Genomic DNA, 21,720 nt, shown 5'->3' on the forward strand with positions numbered 1-21,720 from the left:
CCACGCACCCGCGAAGAAGCCAGCCATGATCCGTGAACACGATTCGAGGAACCGCCGCATCGACCTCGACCGGGCCGAGGCACTGCGCCTGCTCGGCAGCGTGCGCCTGGGCAGGGTCGTCTTCACCCGACAGGCGTTGCCCACCATCCGCCCGGTCAACCACATCCTGGACAGCGGTGACATCGTGATCCGTATGCACGAGGGCGCGGCCCTGACCTCGCATGCCCGGCAGGGCGACAGCGCGGGTGTGGTCGTCGCCTACGAGGCCGACGCGATCGACCCGGACACGCACATCGGCTGGAGCGTGGTGGTCACCGGCTACGCCCGCCTGGTCACCGATCCCGCCGAACTGGCGCGCATACGGGGGTTGTTGGATCCCTGGGTGCCGCAGCAGAGCATGGATCAGGCGGTTCGTATCCGTCCCGAACTGGTTTCGGGTGTGCTGCTCACCGGGAGGGACGCGGCGCAGGAGCGTGGCTGAGCAGCCCTCCGCCCCTTCTCGGTCATTCCGTGGGAACGGCCACTTCCGCATGCTGCTCCCCGCCGAGCACCACCTTGAGCGCGCCGGTCCGGGCGGCCCGGGAGAAGACGTCGTACGCCTCCTCCATGTCGTCCAGCGGGAAGGTGTGGGTGACCAGTTGCCCGGTCGGCAGCCGGCCTGCCGCGGCCATCCGCAGCAAGGTGGGCGTGGAGTAGGTGTCGACCAGGCCGGTCGTGATCGTCACGTTCTTGATCCACAGGTCTTCGAGGTGCAGCGTGGCGGGCTTGCCGTGCACGCCGATGTTGGCCACGTGACCGCCGGGTCGGACCATGCGGGTGCACAGCTCGAAGCTCTCCGGTACGCCGACCGCCTCCATGACCACATCCGCGCCGAGTTCGTCCGTCAGGTCGGCGACGAGCTGGGCAGGTGCCTCCCGTACGTCGGCCACGGCGTCGGCGCCGAGCCGTCGGGCAGCCTCCAGGCGGGCGGGGGCCAGGTCGACGGCGATGATCCGCTCGGGGGAGAACAGGCGGGCCGTGGCGATCGCCGCGAGGCCGATGGGACCGGCGCCGACGATGGCGACGGTGTCCCCGGGGCGTACGCGGCCGTTGATGACGCCGACCTCGTAGGAGGTCGGGAAGATGTCCGCGAGCAGGACGGCGTCCTCGCTGCGCACGGCGCCCGGCAGCGGATGCACGGACAGGTCGGCGTAGGGGACGCGGACGTACTCGGCCTGCGTGCCGTCGACGAGGTGGCCGAGGATCCAGCCTCCGCCGCCCCGGCACTGGCCGTAGGAGCCGTCCCGGCAGAACCGGCACCGGCCGCAGGGGGTGATGCAGGAGATCAGCACCCGGTCGCCGGGCCGCACGGTGCGCACGTCGCTGCCGGCCTCGACGATCTCGCCGACCGCCTCGTGGCCGAGGACCGTGCCGGGGCGCACCTCGGGCAGATCGCCTTTGAGGATGTGCAGGTCCGTCCCGCAGATCGTCACGACGTCGACCTTCACGATCGCGTCGGTGGGTTCCTTGACGGCGGGGTCCGGGACGTCCTGCCAGGATGCCTGCCCGGGACCGCGGTAGACGAAGCCCTTCATGGCTCTCCTCACCCTCTTCGGTCGGTCCGCCGCGGGATCCGTGGCTTCGGCAGGGCGCCGGAACCGTCCCGCACGTTCAGCTTCGCCAGTGGGCGGTCGTGCCGCTTGGGCCGTCCGGCCCTCGCGCTCGACCGGAGCGTGCCTGTCGAAGGCCGCGGCCCGCCGTGAGGCTGTGCGGTACCCGGAACGGACCGGCGAGTGGGGCCGGACGGCCCTACCACCCCGTCCGGGTTCCAGGTTTGCTCTCCTTATGTCCGAGAACGACATGGCCCGCGTGTCAGATCCCCACACCGAACCGGACGTGGTCGTGGCCCATCGTGCGGCCGACGCGGCAACCGTCGTGTCCCTGCACGGCGAGATCGACCTTCCGGCGGTGTCCGCGCTGTCGGAACGACTCGACGCGCTCACGGCGCACCCGTGCCCCGACCTGGTCCTGGATCTGCGGCCGGTCACGTTCATCGACTGCTCCGGGCTCGGGATCCTGTGCCGCGTGCGCAACCGGGTACTGGCCCGGCGGGGACGGCTGCGGCTGGTCGCGGAGAGTACGGCCTTCCGGCGGATGCTGCGGGCCGCAGGACTGGGGGACGTCTTCGAGCTGCACGCACGGCTTCCTTGAACGGGGTCGCGGCGCGTGCGCCGACGACGTCAGGAAGGTTCCGGTACGACAGCCACCGGGCACGCCCCGTGGTGCAGCACCCCGTGGGCGACGCGGCCCAGCGGAAGGCCGAGGTGGCCGTGGTGGCGCCGGGAGCCGATGACGAGCAGGTCGGCTTCGAAGGAAGCGGCGACCAGGGCGTCGCGGGCATGGCCCTCGACGGCGCGACGGTCCGTCTCGAGGTCGGCCGGTGTGTCGCGCAGGGCCTCCTCCAGCAGCTCCACAGCCTGCTGTTGCCGCACGTGTGCCGGCTCGCCCGCGAGCAGCGGGTGACCGGTGGTCGCGTGCGCCGGGCGCCGCCAGGCCCGTACGGCTGCCAGGGGCACTCTGCGCAGGGATGCCTCCTCGACGGCGAACCGCACGGCGGCCGAGCTCTCCGGCTTCTCGCCCACCCCGAGGGCGATGCGGCCCCGGGTCCCGGCGCGGGCCTGGTTGTCGTGGCTGCCGCGCAGCACGATCACGGGGCAGTGCGCATGCCCGGCGACCGCCAGGCTGACGGAACCGAGGAGCGCCTCGGCCACCCCGCTGCGGCCCCGGCAGCCGAGCACCACGGCGAGGGCCATGCTGCTCTCCCGTACGAGCCCGTGGTCCGGCTCGTCGGGCAGCACGTCGGTGGTGACCTTCACGCCCGGTTGGCGGTGCTGGGCGCGCTGCTCCGCGGTGCCGACGACGTCCCGGGCCATCACCTCCTCCAGCGGTTTGCCGAGTTCCTGTGCGAGCAGGGCGCCTTCGTAGCGCTCCCAGAGGGAGGCGTACACGAGCCGGAGCGGTGCTCCGCGCAGGGCGGCCTCGTCGGCGGCCCAGTCGACAGCGCGCAGACTGGGCTCGGAGCCGTCGACACCGACGACGATCGGACGGTCCATCGTGCTCACCGTTTCCTTGACGGGTCAGTCGTGCGGAACGACGGCGACCGGGGCCTCGACATGGTGCAGGACGGCGTGCGCGACGTGGCCGACGTGGGTGCCGAGGCGGCCCGTGCGGATGTGCCGGCCCACGACGACCAAGGAGGCCTCGCGGGAGGCGTCGACGAGTACCTGCGCGGCGCTGCCGGACCGGCTCACCTCGGTCACCTCCACACCCGGGAACTTCTGCCGCCAGGGGCGCAGCACCTCGGTCAGGGCGGTGGCCTGCTCGCTTGCGAGCGTGCTGTACAGCTCCGCGTCACCGTAGAAGCGGTAGAAGGAGGTGGGCGGCGCGCTCCAGCCGTGCACGACCCGCAGGGACGCGTCGCGGCGCGCGGCGGCGTCGAAGGCGAACTCCAGCAGTGTCTCGTCCGGGCCGCCGGTGTCGAGGCCGAGGACGACCGGCCGGAAGGGGGTCGCGGCGGAGGGCACGCCCGCAGGGTCCATCTGGTGCTCGTCGGCGGCCTGCTCGCCGGCCCGGACCAGTATCACGGGACGTCCGGCACGGGCGATCACGGCCAGGCTGACCGAGCCGACCACGAACCCGCCGATCGCGCCGAGGCCGCGCGAGCCCAGCACCATCAGCTCGGCCGAGTCCGCCGCCTCGATCAGGGCCTCGGCCGGGTTCCCGGTGAGCCGATCGGTGATCACCTCGACACCGGGGTGGCGCAGCCGCAGCCCCTCGGCGGCCTCACGGGGAACCTCCTCGGTCCACTGCTGCAGGGTCTCGGCGCCGAGCAGGGGGGCCTGGGCCACGGGCTCGGGCAGCGGCTCCCAGACGTGGACGACCTTCAGCGGCAGACCCCGCAGCCGTGCTTCGCGCGCCGCGAATTCGGCCGCTGCCCGGCTCTCGGGCGAGCCGTCGAGACCTACCGTGACGGTTCGGGGCATTGTCTCCACCTCCCGGGACGAGGATCCAGCTCCAGCGTGGTGACGCCGTGCCCGCCGGGTCAGGGGCCGCACGGCCCTGTGCGGGACCGACCGGCCCTGTCGGCGGAGCCGTCGGGCGTGCGGCGTGGGAACGATTACCAGGAACGAGTACCCCACACCGGTGGAAGCCGGAGCGGACGGCGAAGGGCAGCGCATGGCCGAAGGTGCGGACGGACGACCACCCGGGAAACGGTCCCTCCTGCCCGGGCTCCATGACCTCCTCGGCCACCGGCAGGTCTGGCTCGGGAACGACGTGCCCGCGGGGGTGACGGTCGCCGCGTATCTCGTCCCGCAGGTCATGGCGTACGCCGCGGTGGCCGGTCTGCCGCCGGTCTCCGGGCTGTGGGCCATCCTCCCCGCGCTCGCCCTGTACGCGCTGTTCGGCTCCTCACGTCTGCTGTCGGTCGGCCCCGAGTCCACGACCGCGCTGATGACGGCCACCGTGGTGGCTCCTCTGGCCGCCGGACACCCTGGGCGCTACGCCTCGCTGGCAGCGGCTCTCGCCGTCACGGTCGGGCTGCTGTGCCTGGCGGCCAGAGTGGTCCGGCTCGGTTTTCTCGCGGACCTGCTCTCCCGCCCCGTGCTGATCGGCTATCTCACGGGGGTCGCGCTGATCATGATGGTGGACCAGCTCCCCCGCCTCACGGGCGTGCGCACGAGCAGTACGGCGTTCTTCCCTCAACTGGCCTCCTTCTTCGTCCACCTGACGAGGATCCACCCCGCGACGGTGGCCCTGTCCGCCGCAGTCCTCGTGTTCCTCTTCGCCATGGCCCGCTTCCTCCCCGCGCTTCCCGGGCCGCTGCTCGCCGTGGTCCTCGCGACGGCCGCCGTGGCCGCCTTCGACCTCGACCGCCGGCACGGGGTCGCTGTGATCGGCAGGGTGCCGTCCGGGCTTCCGGATCTCGCCCTGCCTGATCTCCCCGAGGTGCCCCGCCTCGTGCTGCCCGCCCTCGGGGTCCTGCTGGTGGCGTACACCGACTTCATCCTCACGGCGCGGGCGTTCGCGAAGCGTGACGACGAGCCGGCGGCCCCGCTCGACACCGACCAGGAATTCCTCGCCCTGGGCGCGGCCAACCTGGGCGCCGGTGTGCTGCACGGTTTCCCCGTGAGCAGCAGCGCCAGCCGTACCGCGCTGGCGGCCTCGGCGGGCGCACGCAGCCAGGCGTACTCCCTGGTCGCCGGGGCGGCGGTGCTGGCCGTCCTGCTGTTCCTGAGCCCGCTGCTCACCCGCACCCCCGCCGCGGTGCTCGGCGCGCTCGTCGTGTACGCCGGCGTCCACATGATCGACCTCGCGGGCTATCGCCGGCTCGCCTCCTTCCGACGCCGCGAACTCCTCCTCGCGCTCGGCTGCCTGGCGGGCGTGCTCGCCCTGGACATCCTCTACGGGGTCCTCGTGGCCGTCGGCCTGTCCGTGGCCGAACTGCTGACCCGGGTGGCCCGTCCGCACGACGCGATCGAGGGGCTGGTGCCCGGGGTCGCGGGCATGCACGACATCGACGACTACCCGCAGGCACGCACGATCCCCGGGCTGCTGGTGTACCGCTACGACTCGCCCCTGTTCTTCGCCAACGCGGAGGACTTCCACCGCCGCGCGCTGGCCGCCGTCGAACAACAGACCGAACCGGTCCGCTGGTTCGTGCTCAACACCGAAGCCAATGTGGAGGTCGACATCACCGCGCTCGACGCCGTGGACGACCTGCGCCGGAAGCTGACGGACCGGGGCATCGTGTTCGCCCTCGCCCGGGTCAAGCAGGACCTGCTGGACGACCTGGAGGCGTACGGCCTCGCGGAGTCCGTCGGCGCCGAGCGCATCTTCCCGACCCTGCCGACGGCGGTGTCCGCGTACCGGGCGTGGTGCACGGACCACTGACCACACGGAACGGGCGGCGGGAAGCCGAACGGCCCACCCGCAGGTCTGGGTCCTGTCGTCAGACTCCCGTCGCGGGGCAGGCGGGAGTTTGACGGCAGGGCCTAGTGGCCCATGGCTCGTCCGTCGGCGCCGGCACATGCTGAAAACGCACCGGTCGCCGTCGAGCGGCGGGCCCCGTTCAAGGAGATCGTGCGGCTGATGCAGGACTGGCAGGTCAGCGCCCTGCCGTGATCGAGGGCCTGCACGACGGAGTCGTCACGCGCTGGTCCCGGTGGCCGCGCGCCCGGTGCGGGCCGTGGAAGGAGTGGTGGACGTGCAGTTCGACCTCGCACGCGACGACCATGGAGTGGACGATCATGGAGTGAGTAGGGCCGGTCGGCCCTAGTCCACACGGCACCCGCGGATGGATGATCAGCCTCGTGGACCGCCCGTGGTCTGTCCGTCCCCGGTAACGAGAGGTCGTCATGACCGAGACACGCACCTTCACGGAGCAGGACCCGATCCGGGTGTTCCTGCTGGACGACCACGAGGTCGTGCGACGCGGCCTGACGGACCTGCTCGACGCCGAACCGGACATCACCGTGGTCGGCGACGCGGACTCTGCCGAACACGCCATCACCCGCGGACCCGCTCTGCGTCCGCACGTCGCCGTGCTCGATGTCCGTCTGCCCGACGGGGACGGCATCTCGGTCTGTCGCGAGCTGCGCAGCCGGATGCCGGAACTCGCGTGCCTGATGCTCACCTCGTTCGACGACGATGACGCCCTGCTGGACGCCATCATGGCGGGAGCCTCCGGCTACGTCCTGAAGCAGATCAAAGGCTCCGACCTCGTCTCCGCGGTCCGCACCGTCGCCTCGGGACAGTCGATGCTCGACCCCGCGACGACCGCCCGCCTCATGAACTCCCTGCGGGCCGACCCGGGGCAGACCCCGTCGCTGCCGCCCGAGCTGGCGAGCCTGTCGCCGCGCGAGCGGGACATCCTCGCCCTGGTCGGGGACGGTCTGACCAACCGTGAGATCGGCAAGAAGCTGTACCTGTCGGAGAAGACCGTCAAGAACCACATCTCGCGGATGCTGGCGAAGCTGGGCGTCCAGCGCCGGGTCCAGGCGGCTGTCCTCGCCTCCCATCTGGAACCGCACGACTCCGGGGGACACGCGGACCACTGAGGGTCCTGAGGGTTCCTTCTCGTCGAGGAGCGCGTGTTACTTGAGGCCGCTGAGCATGACGCCGCGGATGTAGTACTTCTGCAGCAGCAGGAAGAGGATCAGGACCGGCAGGATGCTCAGGACGAGACCGGCCATGACGATGGGCATCGTGCGGGTCGGGTCGACGTGGTCCTGCAGGAGCTGGATGCCGACCGGCAGGGTCATCACGTCCGGGTCGGCGGTCGACACGAGCAGTGCCCAGATGTACTCGTTCCAGGCGTCGACGAAGGTCAGCAGGCCGAGCGTCACCAGGACCGGCTTGGTCTGCGGCACGACGATCCGCCACCACACGGCGAACTCGCCGGCCCCGTCGATGCGCGCGGCCTCCAGGACCTCGTCCGGGATCGAGACCATGAACTGGCGCATCAGGAAGATCCCGAAGCCGTTGACGAGGAACGGCATGGCGAGCGCCACGATGCTGACGGTCAGGCCCGCTCCCCCGCGCCCGGACAGGTCGTTGCCGCCGGCCAGCGGCCAGTGCACCAGGATCAGGAAGTGCGGGATGAAGAAGAGGAACGGCGGGAACATCATCGTCGACAGTACGAGGCGGAAGACGAAGTCCCGGCCGGGGAACCGGAGTTTGGCGAGGGCGTAGCCCGCGAGCGACGACGTGAGCAGCACGGATCCGGTGATCACGGCGGTGGCGACGACGCTGTTGCGGAAGAGCACCGGCAGGTCCAACTGTGTGATCGCCGCCCGGTAGTTGGACAGATCGAACGCCTTGGGCAGGAACCGGTACGGCAGTGTGCCCGCCTCACCCGGCCCCTTGAAGGACGTCATCACCATGTCGAGGAACGGCACCACCGTGAGCACGGCGCCGGTGACGACCACCAGGTACGACAACCACGGGAAACGGCGGCGGTTCATGCGTCCTCCCCCTTGCGCCGGAAGATCCACAACTGCACCAGGGTGACCGCGAGGACCACCACGAACAGCACGAAGGCGGCGGCGCTCGCGGTGCCCCAGTCGCCGTAGGAGAAGGCCTGCCGGTACATCTCCAGCGCGGCCACATTGGTCGCGTCGCCCGGCCCGCCCTCGGTCATCACGATGATCAGCGCGAACGACTGCAGCCCGGTGAGGAACTGGGTGATGCACACGAACAGCAGAGACGGCCGCAGCAGCGGCAGTGTGATCTTGAAGAAGACGGTGACGGGACCGGCGCCGTCGAGCGCGGCGGCCTCGTAGTACGACTCGGGAACGGACTTCAGCCCGGCGGTCAGGATGAGGATCGCCGAGCCGACCGAGGCCCAGGCCTGGACGACCACGACCGAGGGCAGTGCGGTGTCCGGGTCCTGCAGGAACGCCACCGAGCCGAGCCCGAGGGCGTTGAGGACGCCGTTGACGAGGCCGCCCGGCTCGTACATGTACTTCCATACGTTGCCGACGGCGACGACGGTCGTGACGATCGGCAGGAAGTACAGGGTGCGCCACAGCCCTTGGAACCGCAGGTTGTCGATGCAGGTGGCGACGACCACGGAGCCGGCGAGCGCGAGGGCCACCGTGCCCAGGGCGAACAACAGAGTGTTGGTGAGGATCGGCGCCAGGAACGTGGAGCCGTCCGCGAAGAGGCCGGTGAAGTTGTCCAGGCCGACCGGTTCGATGTCGCCGAGGTCGAACCCGGCCCAGCGGGACATCGACAGCAGCAGCGCGAAGCCGAGCGGCAGGATCAGGAAGACCGCGAAGAACAACAGCGTCGGCGCCAGGAACAGACAGGCGACGACGGTCTGGCGGCGCCGGAGTCGGGGCCGGCTGCGGCCGTCGACCGCGCAAGCGGCGGGCCGCGGGCCGTGCGGCGCCCGCTCGGTCGTCTCGGTGGTCTCCCCCGCCAGGGCGTTCACCATGAGCGCGACACCTCCTGATCCACCTGGCGGCGGGTGGTGCGCAGGGCCTCGTCGACCGACTGCTGACCGGTCCACAACGCCTCGATGTTCTTGCGCAGCAGCGACTTGGCCTGTTGCGCGCCCTGCACGTTCGGCTCCGGCACCGCGTACGCCAGCGCGTCCAGGAAGGGGCGCAGGTTCGGATCGCCGCCCCTGCTCAGGAGTGTCCGCATGTCGTCGGCGCGGCCGGTCAGGGAGCCGACCGATACCTGGAGGGAGCTCATCCGGGTCGCCGTCGCGCCCTTCAGGGCACCGGCGTTCTTCACACCCACCTTCTCGCTGTTGAGCCAGCGCAGGAACTCCCAGGCCTCGCACGGGTGTTTGCCGGACGTGTTGACCCCCAGCATGAAGCCGGTGGAGAGCGTGGCGCGCCGGTCGTCCGCCTCGGGGACGGGCACGGGTGCGACGCCGATGTCGCCGTAGTCCTTGCCCATCAGGCCCTTCAGGTCCGCGGTCCACCAGCCGGCGCTGATCACCATGGCCACCTGCCCGGACGCGAACGCCTTGTAGACGTTGACGCCGGGGGCGCTGGCGCCCCGGACGACGAGGCGGTGCTCCAGGTCGAACACGGCCCGGCCGGCCGGTGAGTCGATGGCGGTGCTCCTGCCGTCCGCGGAGACGAACCTTCCGCCGGCGGCGTTGAGCAGGGCGAGCGTCTGGCCGACGGTGGTGGAGTCGTCGTAGGTCGAAAGACCGAACCCCTGGACCAGCGTGTTGCCGTACCGGTCCCGTCTGGCGGTGCGGTAGGCCGTGTCCTCCAGCTCCCGCCAGGTGCGCGGAGGGCCGTCGACACCGGCCTCGCGCAGCAGCCGCCTGTTGTAGTAGAGGGCGTACGTCTGCACCTCGGTGGGGTAGCCGTAGACCTTGCCCCCGACCGACGCGGCGCCGACCGCGGCCTCACCGTAGCCGCGCCGGATCTCCTCGGCGTGCTCGGGCGGAGCGGGCCGCAGGACGCCGGCCTGGACGAGCTGGCCGTTCCACAGACAATACGGGTGGAGGATGTCGGCGCCCTGGCCCGCGGCCTGCCGGACCATGAGCGTGGTCAGCAGGTCCGTGAACTCGACGGCTTTGGTCCGCACCTTGACCCGGTCGTGCGTGGCGTTCCACTCGTCGACCGGGCCCTGCAAAGCCGCCTTGAGTTCCCCGCTCGCGTAGTGGGAGAGCAGGGTGAGCACGATCGGATCCCCGGGCCGCCCGGTGCCCCGGTGCGGCGCGGCACATCCGGAGGCGCCGGAGCTGAGCAGCACCGAGGGGAGCCCGAACGCGAAGTGACGGCGGCTCAGGCCGCCAGGTGCCCTGGTGCGGCGGGACGGCATCATCCGGCGGCCTCCCGGCGCAGCACGCGGAACACCCGGGTCGTGGTGAAACCGGCCGTGCGGTACAGGTGGCCCGCCGGCGACCGCTCGCCGGTCCACAGGAACCAAGCGGAGTGCGCACCGCGCGCCCGCATCCGCTCCAGGACGAGGTGGAGCAGGACCTTGCCGAGTCCGGTGCCGCGCTGCTCCTCCCGCACACCGAACGGGCCGAACCGCTCGTCCACCGACTCGTACGCGCCGTGCATCGCCCAGCCGGCCAGGCGGCCCGAGGGGTCCCGGGCGACGACGATCCGGTCGAGCGGCGTGCCCGAGGCCAGACACTCCCGGATCGCGCGCGCCCAGTCCGGGTTGAAGTGGTTCCCGGCGAGCGCGACCAGTTCCACCAGGTCGTCGTCGGACGGGGTGGCGAACCGGTAGCCCTGCGCCGTCAGTTCGTCCAGGCGGTGCGCGACCTCGGCCGGGAGGCGATAGCCGACCAGGCCGCGGTCCATCGCCACCGCCTCGTACAGCGTGCGAAAGCCCAGGGACTCAAGGAGTCCGGCCGCTTCCGGGTACGCCTCTGCGTCCAGGCCGGGGAGGATGTAGTTCGGGGTGTACGAGGAGAAGTCCACCCGGGTGCGGCCGTGGCTGTTCAGCCAGTCGAGGGCCTCGGTCAGCAGCCGGCGGCCGAGGCCGCGCCCGCGGGCGGCCGGGTCGACGAAGAAGAACGGGATCCAGCCCTGCTCGGGCTCCAGGTCGGTGCCGCACATCGGCGTCAGACGGCGCACCGCGTAGGCGGCGCCGACGAGACGGCCGCCGTCGACCGCGACCCGAAGCCCCTCCGGATCGAAATTGGCGTCGAGCAGCACCAGGCAGCGGAAGCGGTCCGCGGTGATGGGGTCGGCCGGCACACTCCGACGCCAGGCCTCCACCAACCTCGGTCCGTCGCCCGCGCGAAAGCCGCGGATCGCGGCCCGGGTTGTCGTCGTGCGATCGGTCTGATCGGTCATCGACGGGTTGTCCTTCCGCTCTCAGGGGTAGAGCAGCACGTCGTCGCCGGCCCACTTGCCGGGCGGCGCCGGCGGCTCGCACAGCGGCAGCGGGTCGTCGCCCGCGTCGACGGCGCGCCGCAACCGGTCGGAACCCCACAGCAGGTCGATGAAGTGACGGTGCCCGGTCCCCTCCGCGCCGCCGTCCGTGGTGCGCCAGGCGAAGTCGTCCGGGTACAGCCGCCGCAGCGTGGCGAGCATCGCGACAGCGGTGCGTACGGGAGCGAACGCCTCGCGGTCGGTGATGTGGAGCTGGACTCCGCGCAGCGGCCGTCCGGCGTGTTTGTGGCAGGTCGGTACGTACCGCAGGTCACGGAAGTGCACTCCGGGCAGGGCGAGTTCGGCGAGGGAGGGCGCGAACCGGGCGTCGATGTACGGGGCCCCGACGAGCTCGAAGGGCTGCGTGGTGCCACGGCCCTCCGAGAGATTCGTGCCCTCGAACAGGCAGGTGCCGGGGTAGACGGCGGCGGTGGCGGGCGTCGGGATGTTCGGCGAGGGCGCGACCCACGGCAGGCCGGTGGCCTCCTGGTCCATGGCGCGCTGCCAGCCGGCCGCTTCGATCACCGTCAAGTCGGCGGAAATGCCCGCCGCTTGGGGCACGGCGCAGACGTTGAGCTGCCGGGCCAGTTCGCCCGATGTGAGGCCGTGCCGGACGGGTACCGCGGCGCGCCCGACGAAGCTGGCCCACGCCGGGTCGAGCAGCGGGCCCTCGCTGACGAGTCCACCGAGGGGATTCGGCCGGTCGGCGACCACGAACCGCACGCCCGTACGGGCCGCCGAGACCATCAGGTCGAACATGGTCCACACGTAGGTGTAGAACCTGGCCCCGATGTCCTGAAGGTCGTACACCAGGGCGTCGACGCCGCTGTCGATCAGCAGCTTGTCGAGACGCTCGCCGCTGCACCGGTAGGTGTCGTGGACCGGCAGACCGGTGCCGGGGTCCATGTCCGCCTGAACGGGCTCGCTCTCGCCTGCCTGGCCGGTCCCGTGCAACCCGTGCTCGGGACCGAACAGCGCGACCAGCCGCGCGCCGGCTTCGAGCAGCGCGGGCGCGGCCGGGCGCAGGTCGGGGAGGACGCCGGTGTGGTTGGTCACCAGCCCGAGCCGGCCGGGCCCGGCGAGTCCGGGCGACGCGTGCAGTCGCGCGATCCCGGGCGTCACCGCGACGCGGTCGTCCGTGCTCATCCTCTGGCCCCGTCTGCCGGTGACACCTCGATGCAGTTGTCGGAAATTTACTGGTTTGTCCGGGAACTTGGCAACGATCTACCGACAGCTCGCGCCGAGGGCGGACTCAGGTCTTCTTGCGGTGACGCGGCAGGTCACTTGAGTTCGCGCTTGAGGATCTTGCCGGTGGCGGTCATCGGCAGGGCCTCGACGATCTCCACGATGCGCGGGTACTTGTGGCCGGCCATCTGGTCCCTGCCCCAGGCGACCAGCTCGCCGGGCGAGGCCTCGGCGCCGGCGTTCAGGATGACGAACGCCTTGACCTCCTCGCCGTGGCTCTGGTGGGGCACGCCGACGACCGCGGCCAGGCTGATCGCGGGGTGTGTCATCAGCACCTCCTCGATCTCGCGCGGGTACACGTTGAAGCCGCCTCGGATGATCATGTCCTTGGAGCGGTCGACGATGTAGTAGAAGCCGTCCTCGTCTCTCCGGGCCAGGTCGCCGGTGCGGAACCAGCCGTTCTTGATCACTTCGGCGGTGGCCTCGGGGCGGTTGTAGTAGCCCTTCATGACGTTGTGGCCCTTGACGGCGATCTCGCCGACCTCGCCGACCGCCGTCACCTCGGACCAGTCGTCGTTGATCAACTTCACCTCGACGCCCCACACCGGTACGCCGATGGAGCCGGGCCGCGGCTCCTGGTCCGGGTCGCTGAACGTGACCACCGGGCTGGTCTCGGAGAGGCCGTAGCCCTCCAGGATCTGCACGTGCAGCCGGTCCTTGACCTGGTTGATGATCTCGACCGGCAGGCTGGCACCGCCGCAGACGCCGACCCGCAGGTTCCTCGCGATCCGGTCCACGTCGATGTCGTCGGTGAGCGCGGAGAGCAGAGCCCACCACATCGTCGGGACGCCGGCGAAGAAGGTGATCTCCTCGGTGCTCATCAACTGCACGACCTGCCGCGCGTCGAACCGCGGCACCAGGTGGAGCGTGGCGGCCGTCGCGAAACCGGCGTGCATCTGCACGGTCGCTCCGTAGGTGTGGAACAGCGGCAGGCAGAGCACGTGGCTGTCGGTCGCCGGCCTGCTCTCGAACATCCGGTTGCAGGCCATCACGTTCATCATCGTGTTGGCGTGGGACAGTTCGGCGCCCTTGGCCCGGCCGGTGGTGCCCGAGGTGTAGAGGATGATCGCGGTGTCGGTGGCCTCGGTGACGACCGGGTCGAACACGGGGCTCTTGCCGGCGAGCGCGGCGCCCATGGTCTCGGCACCCTCGACCGGACTGGGCGCGGCCGGGTCGGCGGTCATCAGGAAGAAGTGCCGGGCCGTGGCGACTTCGTCGAACGCCGCGAAGCCCTCGGCGCCCATCGGCAGGTCCGCGGTGCCCTCGAAGCAGAAGTACGCCGCCACCTCGGCGTCCTCGAGGTGGTAGGCGATCTCGCGCCTCTTGAGCAGCACGTTGAGCGGCACCACGACCGCGCCGGCCTTGAGGATGCCGTAGTAGACGATCGGGAAGTACGGCAGGTTCGGACAGCTCAACGCCACTGTGTCGCCGGGGTTGATGCCACGTTCGACGAGCAGGTTCGCGACCTGGTTCGCGGCGGCGTCGACCTGCGCGTAGGTCAGCCGGGTCGGGCCGAGGACCAGCGCGTCACGGTTCGGGTGCGCGCGGGCGGAGTCCTCTAGCAGGACCGACAGGTTCAACATGGTGTCCTCCCGAAGTGTGGTGTCCCGGCCGGGCCGCAACGGTTCGGACCCCCGGCCCGGACCGGCCGGGTGAAGAGTATGGGTTACCCCTCGACCCGGTCGCGGTGGGCCGCCGTCGCCATCGGCCGCTACCAGGTGGCACTGGCCCGGGACGGCCTGCTGCCGTGGTCCCTGGCCAGGATCCGCCCCGGGCACGGCTCTCCGGTGACGGCCGGCGCCTGGCAGCTCGGACTGCCGGCGGCGGCCACCGTCTGCTTCACCCTCGCGGGTCAACCTCCCTGCCCGGGTAATGGGCATCAGCGTCTACGGGCTCGGCGCGCTGGGCATCGTCCTCCTCCGGGAGTCGCGTGGACCCGAAGCGCACGTGACGCTGCGCTCAGCTACAGATGGTGACGTCGGTCGCCTGGCGCGTGGCCGACATCGGAACATGATGGGACTGGAGGGGTGTCCGCGAGCAGGGGGGTCGAGCAGGGAGTACGCCATGACGGGTGGCAAGTCGCGGTTCGACGACGTCTACGTCCAGCCTGACCCACGCGCCTACTTCACCCGGCTGGCCCCGTTGGAGTACGAGATCCCGCACCAGGCCCAGCCGGTCTTCCGGCAGGTGGCCGCCGAACGGGCGGCGTTCGACGACGGCCGGCCCGGCAAGCCGGTGGTGCTGGACGTGTGCTGCTCGTACGGCATCAACGCCGCGCTGCTCAATCACGACGTGACGCTCGCCGAGCTGTACGAGCGGTACACCTCGGATACGGCGCGTCGCATGTCGACGGCGGAACTGGCCGCGTGGGACAAGGAGTTCTACGCCGAGCGGCGGCGGCCTGACACGCTGCCGGTGTACGGCCTGGACATCGCTGCACCGGCCGTGCAGTACGCCCAGCAGACCGGTCTGCTGGACGGTGCCTTCACCGACGACCTGGAACAGGCACCGCCCAGCCCCCGGCTGAGCAGCGCACTGGCGGATGTCGGGCTGATCACCCTGACGGGCGGCGGCAGCTACATCACCGAGCGGACCTTCGCCACGCTGCTGGACGGCACCCGGCGCCCCGTGTGGGTGAGCGCGTTCGTCCTGCGGACCGTGTCGTACGAGCCGGTAGCCCGGAAACTGGCCGCCTACGGGCTGCGTACCACGGTGGATCAGTCCCGCTCCTACCCGCAGCGGCGTTTCACTGACGAGGGGGAGCAGCAGTACGCGATCGAGGCGGTGACGGAACTCGGCCGTGACCCGTCCGGGCGGGAGGAGGCCGGTCGTTTCCACAGCGTGCTCTACGACTCCCGCCCGGTGTCGTAGCAGGTGTCGTAGCTGCCGCTGACCTGGCACTTCTGGAGGAACGCATGCCGGAGTTGCCGGACGTCGAAGGCTTTCGCGAGGTGCTGGACTCCTGTGGACGGGGGCGATGCGTCCAGCGCGTCGAGGTGCGGGACACGGGCGTGCTGCGCGGGGTCACCGCGCAGCGTCTGCGGCGGGAGGTCGAGGGACGGCGGCTGGGGCGGCCGAGCCGCCACGGCAAGTTGCTGATCGCCCCGGTCGGCGACGGCCCGGTCCTCGTCTGGCACTTCGGCATGACCGGAGCGCTGCTGTGCGCGTCCGCGGACGACGCGTTGGACGCCCATGACCGGATCGTCTTCACGCTCGGCGGCAAACGGCAGTTGCGCTACCGCGACCAGCGCAAGCTCCAGGGCGTACGGCTCGCCGACGGGGCCGAGGCGGTGGAGCGCCTCCTGGCCGGTCTGGGACCCGATGCCCTCGACATCGAGCGCCAGGACTTCCTGGCGCTGCTCGCCGGGCGGCGGGGCGCCGTCAAGGGCGTCCTGATGGACCAGTCCGCCCTCGCCGGCCTCGGGAACCTGCTCAGCGACGAGATCCTCTGGCGGGCCCGGGTGGCCCCCGGGCGGCCGGCGCAGGACCTCAGCGACGGCGAGGCACGGCACGTGTTCACCGCGATGCGTCGGGTGCTCGCCTCCTCCGTACGCGCCGCATGCGTGCCGCCGCGCCGCACGTGGCTCACCGGTCACCGCGACGACGACGAACCGGGGTGCCCGCGCTGCGGCAGCCGTCTGCGCTCGCGCCGCGTCTCCGGCCGCCGCACGGTGTGGTGCCCGCACTGCCAGCACTGACCCACTGGTCGTGGGCCGCATCCGCTTCGTTCGGGCCCGGACGGGTAGTCGAGGCACGACACACTTCGGCACTTCGACAGGCCGGTGAAACGTTGAATCGGTGACGAGGTGCTCGCCACCGCCAAGTCGGCGTGAACCCCGATCCACGGAATGACCACGATGTCTCTGCGATTCCTGATCCTTGACCACCCCCGAATCCGGTTGCTCCTCGGGCACCCGATCCATGCCCTCGCGCGTGCGTCCGAAGGGCATGCGCACCGTCCCGTCCCTCGGGACCGACCGCCCACGCAGGACATGCCGGACGAGGTGAAAGAAGAAGAGAAGTGAAGGCGGCGGGGCGGCGCAGGAACCGCCGGACCGAGTCCGCCGCCCGGCGACACCACGGCGCCCGGACCGGGCGCCGTACCTCCCCTGCACCTGGACGGCTACGTCCGGGCACGTGTGGCCTGCTTCGCCTGCTTCTCCTTCCGTCCGCTGCGCAGCAGCCAGGTGGCTCCGCCGACCGCCAGTGCGACCGGCCACTCCAGAGCACCCGCCACGGCCATTGCTCCGAGGCCTCCGTAGAACGCGAGATCCTTGACGTCGGGCGTACCGGGCAGACGTGCCGTCGCCGCACGGGCCGTGCTGGTCATCTCTTCCTTGGTGACGTACGGAACCGGCACCGGAGGATGCAGCGTGCGCATGTGCAGGTGCAGACCCGCACCGTCGACCACATGGGGTTCCTGTTGCGCCTTCTGCGCTGTCCTGGCCATCCCCCTCCTCCTCTCATCGGAGTCGGCAAGGTGTGCCTCTTCAATTCTCGCGCTTGCGGTGGCGTGCGCGAAGGGAACGCGTTGCGGTGGAAATGCCGGGCCACTGTGCACAGGGAGTCTGTGCCGGACGCAGGGAGCTGGTGATGCGCTGTGGCACTGCCAGGACGCGGACTGCTGCGGGACGCGGTGTCCCGTGCGGCCGGTGTGCTCCAGGACGAGGCCGGGACACGCGTGCGGTTCTTCGGAAGGCGCGCGCACATCGCCGTACGGGGTCTGCGCCCCGGTGACCTGCCGGAGTCCGCGGCGAAGAAGCTGGCCGAGGACGTCGAGCGGTGCCTTGCCGCCCTGCCCGCGGTGGAGTGGGCGGTGGTCAACACCGTGCTCGGTCACGCCGTCGTCGGCACCGAGGGCGCGTGGGAGGGCGAGACGATCACGGACGCCCTGATCCAGGCGGTGGAGGCGGTGGAGGAGGCCCACGGGGTCGCCCATCCCCTGCCCGAGCATCCCGTGTCGGGCGGGCCGGTCCGCCGTTCCGCCTCGGCCATGGCCCTGCACGTGGCCGCCGCGCCGCTGGCGGCGCTGGCCGGTCTGACGCGCCGCACTCCCATCCCCGCGGGCATCGCGGCGCTCGCGCCGCTCGTCGACTCTCACCCCCGGCTGCGGCGCCGGGTGGAGCAGGCGGTCGGCGCGGACAACGCCGGAGTGCTGCTGGCCTCGCTCACCGCGCTGGGTCAGGCGGGCTCCGGCGGTCTGGCCGGGGTCGGCGTGGACCTGCTGCGGCACGCCCTGCGCGCGATGGAGGCGGACGCGGAGACCGCCGCCTGGGCCGCGGCCGAGCCGCGCCTCGCCGGCAGCCCCGTGGCGGGGGCCCATCGCACGGTGCCCGGGCCCCCTCCCCGCGAAGTGCCGCTGAAACCGGGCCCGATCGAGCGCTACGCCGACCAGGCCCTCGCCGTGGCGGCGGCGTCGTTCGCCGGATCGCTGCTGCTCACCAGGCGCCCCGGGCGGGCCGTCGGGGCGGCGCTCGCGGCGATCCCGAAGGCGCCGCCCCTCGCGCGCGAGGGCTTCGCCTGCGCCTTCGGCCGGGGACTGGCCCGCCGGGGAGTCATCGTGGCCGACCCTGGGTCGCTGCGGAGGCTGGACCGGATCGGCGCCGTGCTGCTGGACACGGACGCGCTGGCCACCGGGGCGCATCGGCCGGCCGATCTTGTCGCCCTCGGCGAGGACGCGCCCGCGGGTGAGTTCGCCGCGACGGCCCACCGCCTCTTCGACGGCTCCGACCCGGAACGGGTGCAGCGGGACGGGGAGTGGGTGCTGGGGCCGGTCGAGCGCCTGACGTTGCAGGGACGTAAGGGGAAGCGGGCGCGGGAGCGGCTGCGGCGGGAAGGTGCGCGGCTCGTGCTGGGCCTGGCGCACAAACAACGCCTGCTCGCGGTGATCTCGGTGCTGCCCGAGATGCACGACGCCGCGAGCGCCTTCGTCCCGGCCGCCCACGCGGCCGGGCTCAAGGTCGTGGCCGCGGGCGCGTACACCGCCGACGCGTCCGTGCGGGAGGCCGACGAGGTCCGTGCGGGAGGCGACCGGCTGCTCGACGACGTACGGGAGCTGCAGCGCGACGGCGACGGCGTGCTGCTGCTCTCGCACGACCGGCGCGCGCTCGCGGCGGCCGATGTCGGCGTGGGCCTCGCCGACCCGCGGGGGACACCGCCCTGGGGCGCGGACCTGTACCTGGACCGCGATCCGGCGTCGGCTGTGGTGATCGTGAGCGCCTGCCGCACCGCCCGGACAACCGCGCGCGCGGGCGTGCGGCTCGCCCAGGCCGCCGCCGCGGTCGGCGCGACGGCGGTGCTGGCGGGCCGGGCGCGGCGCCCGGCCGCCCGAGGTGTGACGGCGTTCAACGCGGCTGCCGGACTGGGCCTGGTGGCCGGTGTCTGGGTGGCGGTACGGCTGCTGCGGCGACCGCCGCCGCTGCCCATGCCGCCGCACCCGTGGCATGCCATGGACCCGGCCACCGTGCTCGACAGGACCGGTGGCGGCGACGAGGGCCTCACGGCCGAGGAGGCGCGGGAGCGGGCCACGAGCGCCGGCGAAGCGGCGCCGAAGGCCTCGCTCGGCCAGGCCTACCTGTCCGAGATGGCCAATCCGCTGACACCTGTCCTCGGCGCCGGGGCGGCCATGTCGGCGTCGGTGGGCGCCGTCCTCGACGCCGTCGTCATTGTGGCCGTGACCGCGCTGTCGGGGCTCTTCGGCGGCTTCCAGCGGTACCGGACCGACCGCGCGGTCGCCAGGCTGCGCCGGGAGTCGGCCGTGATGGCCAACGTGGTACGGGACGGGGCCGAGACCGTCGCCCCCGCCGGGGAACTGGTCGTGGGCGACGTGGTGAACCTGAACCCGGGTGAGGTGGTGCCGGCCGACGGGCGCCTGCTGGAGGCGCACCACCTGGAGGTCGACGAATCCGCGCTGACCGGGGAGTCGCTGCCGGTGGCCAAGAGCGTGGCCCCCGTTCTGGCCGCGGAGCTGGGGGACCGTACGTCCATGGTCTACGAGGGCACCACCGTGGCGGCCGGCCGCGGCCGTGCGGTCGTCGTCGCGACCGGCCCGGCCACCGAGGCGGGCCGTGCCGCGGCGGGCGGACGGGGCGCGGCGCCCTCCGCCGGGGTCGAACGCCGGCTGGCCCGGATCACCCGTACCACGCTGCCGGTGGCCCTCGCTTCGGCCGCTGCCGTGGTGGCGGCCGGCCTGCTGCGCGGGCGCCCCGCCCGGGACACGGTCGGCGCGGGCGTCGGACTGGCCGTGGCCAGCGTGCCCGAAGGACTTCCGTTCCTGGTCTCCGCCGCCCAACTCGCCTCCGCCCGAAGGCTTTCCGCACGCGGAGCCCTGCTCCGGCATCCCCGCACCATCGAGGCGGCCGGCCGTGCCGACGTCCTGTGCTTCGACAAGACGGGAACGCTCACGCAGGGGCGGATCTCCCTCGTCGCCGTCGCCGCCGACGGCGACAGCCGCCCCCTCGAACGGCTGGAGGACGAGCAGCGCGCCGTCCTCGCCGCGGCGCTGCGGGCGACACCCCGCCCGCACAACGGAGGGGAACTGGAACACGCCACCGACGGCGCGGTCACCGACGGCGCCGGGGAGGCGCAGGTGAGCCGCACCACGGCCGCGGCGGGCTGGCGACGCACCTCCAGCCTGCCCTTCGAACCCAGCCGTGGCTTCCACGCGACGCGAGGCCGCTGCGGCCCGCATCGGATCCTGTCGGTGAAGGGGGCGCCGGAGGAGGTCGTGGAGCGCTGCGCCACCCGCGGTGGCCGGCGCCTGGACCCCAAGGGCAGGAAGGCCGTCCTCGCGGCGGGCCAGAAGCTGGCCGCCGAGGGCCACCGGGTCCTCGCGGTCGCCGAACTCCGGGACGCGCCCGGCGGCACACTCACCGACAAGACGGTGGACGGCCTCGACTTCCTCGGCTTCCTCGCGTTCGCCGACCGGGTGCGCGGTACCGCCCGCGACGCCGTACGCCGACTCGCCGACGCCGGGGTGCACATCGTGATGATCACCGGCGACCACCCGGGCACCGCCGAGTCGATGGCCCGCGAACTGGGTGTCCTGGACGGCAGACGGGTGGTGACCGGAGCCGAACTCGACGACCTGGACGACCACGCCCTCGACCAGTTGCTGCCCGACGTCGGCGTCGTCGCCCGCGGCACCCCCGTGCACAAGGTCCGTGTGGTGCGGGCGTTCCAGCGCCTGGGCCGTACGGTCGCGATGACCGGCGACGGCGCCAACGACGCGCCCGCCATCCGGCTCGCCGACATCGGGATCGCGTTCGGGGCGCGGGCCACTCCTGCCGCGCGTGCGGCGGCCGACCTCGTCGTCACGGACGACCGGCTGGAGACGGTGCTCGCCGCGCTCGTGGAGGGCCGCGCGATGTGGGCCTCCGTACGGCAGGCGCTGGCGATCCTGGTCGGCGGCAATCTCGGTGAGATCGCCTTCACCCTCCTGGGTGCGGCTGCCACCGGGACCTCACCCCTGACGGCCCGTCAGCTCCTGCTGGTCAACCTGTTCACCGACCTTGTCCCGGCCATGGCCGTCGCCCTGCGTCCCCCGCGGCCGGAGGCCGCCGAGCGGATGCTCCGCGAGGGACCCGAGGTCTCGCTCGGCACGGCGCTGAGCGAGGAGATGGTGCGCCGTGCGGTGGCCACCGCCGTCGGCGCCACGGCCGGCTGGCTCGCCGGTCGGTTCACCGGCCGTGCCGCCCGCGCCCGCACCATCGCCCTGGTCGCGCTCGTCGGCGCGCAACTCGGCCAGACCCTTCTGGTGGGAGGCCGCAGCAGAGCGATCGCCTTCTCCTCCCTCGGCTCTCTGGTCGCCTTGGCGGCCGTCGTCCAGACCCCGGTCCTGAGCCAGTTCTTCGGGTGCACGCCCCTCGGCCCGATCGCCTGGAGCATCGCCCTGTCCGCCGCGGCCGGGGCGACAGTGATGTCACCGTTCCTCCCACGGCTGATCGATTCCGGGCGCTCCTGGGTACTCGGCTCCTGAAGCGGCGGTAAGCGGGCATCGTCGCCAAAGGACGCACAAGTCCCAGCGGGCCTGCCCACCGACCGCCTCCTGGTCGAGTCGTTCCTCCTTCTCGACCCC

General features: G+C 72.1%; 18 protein-coding genes. 7 read left to right on the plus strand and 11 right to left on the minus strand.

Annotated elements, in window-relative coordinates:
• The first annotated feature begins 25 nt into the window (after positions 1 to 25).
• Entirely contained in the window at positions 26 to 481 is a 456-nt protein-coding gene (locus tag ACWD3E_RS10065; protein WP_451387054.1) for a pyridoxamine 5'-phosphate oxidase family protein, read from the plus strand.
• Between the two features lie 22 nt (positions 482 to 503).
• Here ACWD3E_RS10065 and ACWD3E_RS10070 read toward each other — a convergent pair whose 3' ends face one another.
• A complete protein-coding gene (locus tag ACWD3E_RS10070) occupies positions 504 to 1,574 on the minus strand; it encodes a zinc-dependent alcohol dehydrogenase family protein (protein WP_451387055.1) in 1,071 nt (356 codons plus the stop codon).
• A gap of 250 nt (positions 1,575 to 1,824) precedes the next feature.
• Here ACWD3E_RS10070 and ACWD3E_RS10075 point away from each other — a divergent pair, with 250 nt between their 5' ends.
• On the plus strand, positions 1,825 to 2,190 hold the full coding sequence (locus ACWD3E_RS10075) for an STAS domain-containing protein (RefSeq protein ID WP_451387056.1): 366 nt from the start codon (positions 1,825 to 1,827) through the stop codon (positions 2,188 to 2,190).
• A 29-nt stretch (positions 2,191 to 2,219) separates the two neighbouring features.
• Here the strand turns inward: ACWD3E_RS10075 and ACWD3E_RS10080 are convergent, their stop codons facing one another.
• Both ACWD3E_RS10080 and ACWD3E_RS10085 read right to left on the minus strand, forming a co-directional pair.
• Positions 2,220 to 3,092: a universal stress protein gene (locus ACWD3E_RS10080; RefSeq protein WP_451387057.1), complete on the minus strand. Its 873-nt coding sequence runs from the start codon at positions 3,090 to 3,092 to the stop codon at positions 2,220 to 2,222.
• A 24-nt stretch (positions 3,093 to 3,116) separates the two neighbouring features.
• Entirely contained in the window at positions 3,117 to 4,022 is a 906-nt protein-coding gene (locus tag ACWD3E_RS10085) for a universal stress protein (protein ID WP_451387058.1), read from the minus strand.
• Between the two features lie 193 nt (positions 4,023 to 4,215).
• Between ACWD3E_RS10085 and ACWD3E_RS10090 the strand changes: the two genes are divergently transcribed.
• Positions 4,216 to 5,931 (plus strand): SulP family inorganic anion transporter, encoded by a 1,716-nt coding sequence (locus ACWD3E_RS10090; protein WP_451387132.1) that lies wholly within the window; start codon positions 4,216 to 4,218, stop codon positions 5,929 to 5,931.
• Between the two features lie 214 nt (positions 5,932 to 6,145).
• On the opposite strand, the gene ACWD3E_RS10095 is transcribed toward ACWD3E_RS10090, so the two are convergent.
• A complete protein-coding gene (locus ACWD3E_RS10095; protein ID WP_451387059.1) occupies positions 6,146 to 6,289 on the minus strand; it encodes a hypothetical protein in 144 nt (47 codons plus the stop codon).
• Between the two features lie 106 nt (positions 6,290 to 6,395).
• Between ACWD3E_RS10095 and ACWD3E_RS10100 the strand changes: the two genes are divergently transcribed.
• Positions 6,396 to 7,097, plus strand: a complete 702-nt coding sequence (locus ACWD3E_RS10100; RefSeq protein ID WP_451387060.1) for a response regulator — start codon at positions 6,396 to 6,398, stop codon at positions 7,095 to 7,097.
• A gap of 36 nt (positions 7,098 to 7,133) precedes the next feature.
• Here ACWD3E_RS10100 and ACWD3E_RS10105 read toward each other — a convergent pair whose 3' ends face one another.
• The 6 genes from ACWD3E_RS10105 to ACWD3E_RS10130 form a co-directional block, all read right to left on the minus strand.
• On the minus strand, positions 7,134 to 8,003 hold the full coding sequence (locus ACWD3E_RS10105; protein WP_451387061.1) for a carbohydrate ABC transporter permease: 870 nt from the start codon (positions 8,001 to 8,003) through the stop codon (positions 7,134 to 7,136).
• The gene (locus ACWD3E_RS10110; protein WP_451387062.1) at positions 8,000 to 8,977 is read right to left on the minus strand and encodes a carbohydrate ABC transporter permease; all 978 of its coding nucleotides are present in this window, start codon (positions 8,975 to 8,977) and stop codon (positions 8,000 to 8,002) included. The genes ACWD3E_RS10105 and ACWD3E_RS10110 overlap by 4 nt, the downstream gene beginning before the upstream one ends.
• On the minus strand, positions 8,971 to 10,335 hold the full coding sequence (locus ACWD3E_RS10115) for an ABC transporter substrate-binding protein (RefSeq protein WP_451387063.1): 1,365 nt from the start codon (positions 10,333 to 10,335) through the stop codon (positions 8,971 to 8,973). The genes ACWD3E_RS10110 and ACWD3E_RS10115 overlap by 7 nt, the downstream gene beginning before the upstream one ends.
• Positions 10,332 to 11,321 carry a GNAT family N-acetyltransferase gene (locus ACWD3E_RS10120; RefSeq protein WP_451387064.1) on the minus strand — a complete coding sequence of 330 codons (990 nt, stop codon included), beginning with the start codon at positions 11,319 to 11,321 and terminating at the stop codon, positions 10,332 to 10,334. The genes ACWD3E_RS10115 and ACWD3E_RS10120 overlap by 4 nt, the downstream gene beginning before the upstream one ends.
• A gap of 21 nt (positions 11,322 to 11,342) precedes the next feature.
• Positions 11,343 to 12,545, minus strand: coding sequence for an exo-beta-N-acetylmuramidase NamZ family protein (locus ACWD3E_RS10125; protein WP_451387065.1), 1,203 nt, complete (start codon positions 12,543 to 12,545; stop codon positions 11,343 to 11,345).
• A 134-nt stretch (positions 12,546 to 12,679) separates the two neighbouring features.
• Complete coding sequence (locus tag ACWD3E_RS10130; protein ID WP_451387066.1) at positions 12,680 to 14,227, minus strand: long-chain-fatty-acid--CoA ligase; 1,548 nt, start codon at positions 14,225 to 14,227, stop codon at positions 12,680 to 12,682.
• Between the two features lie 481 nt (positions 14,228 to 14,708).
• Here ACWD3E_RS10130 and ACWD3E_RS10135 point away from each other — a divergent pair, with 481 nt between their 5' ends.
• Positions 14,709 to 15,515, plus strand: coding sequence for a hypothetical protein (locus ACWD3E_RS10135; RefSeq protein WP_451387067.1), 807 nt, complete (start codon positions 14,709 to 14,711; stop codon positions 15,513 to 15,515).
• Between the two features lie 44 nt (positions 15,516 to 15,559).
• Positions 15,560 to 16,342, plus strand: a complete 783-nt coding sequence (locus tag ACWD3E_RS10140) for an Fpg/Nei family DNA glycosylase (RefSeq protein WP_451387068.1) — start codon at positions 15,560 to 15,562, stop codon at positions 16,340 to 16,342.
• 425 nt (positions 16,343 to 16,767) lie between these two features.
• Here ACWD3E_RS10140 and ACWD3E_RS10145 read toward each other — a convergent pair whose 3' ends face one another.
• A complete protein-coding gene (locus ACWD3E_RS10145) occupies positions 16,768 to 17,094 on the minus strand; it encodes a hypothetical protein (RefSeq protein WP_451387069.1) in 327 nt (108 codons plus the stop codon).
• A 150-nt stretch (positions 17,095 to 17,244) separates the two neighbouring features.
• Here ACWD3E_RS10145 and ACWD3E_RS10150 point away from each other — a divergent pair, with 150 nt between their 5' ends.
• Positions 17,245 to 21,621 carry an HAD-IC family P-type ATPase gene (locus ACWD3E_RS10150; RefSeq protein ID WP_451387070.1) on the plus strand — a complete coding sequence of 1,459 codons (4,377 nt, stop codon included), beginning with the start codon at positions 17,245 to 17,247 and terminating at the stop codon, positions 21,619 to 21,621.
• Positions 21,622 to 21,720 lie beyond the last annotated feature (99 nt).

The organism is Streptomyces sp. NPDC002676, assembly GCF_053592455.1.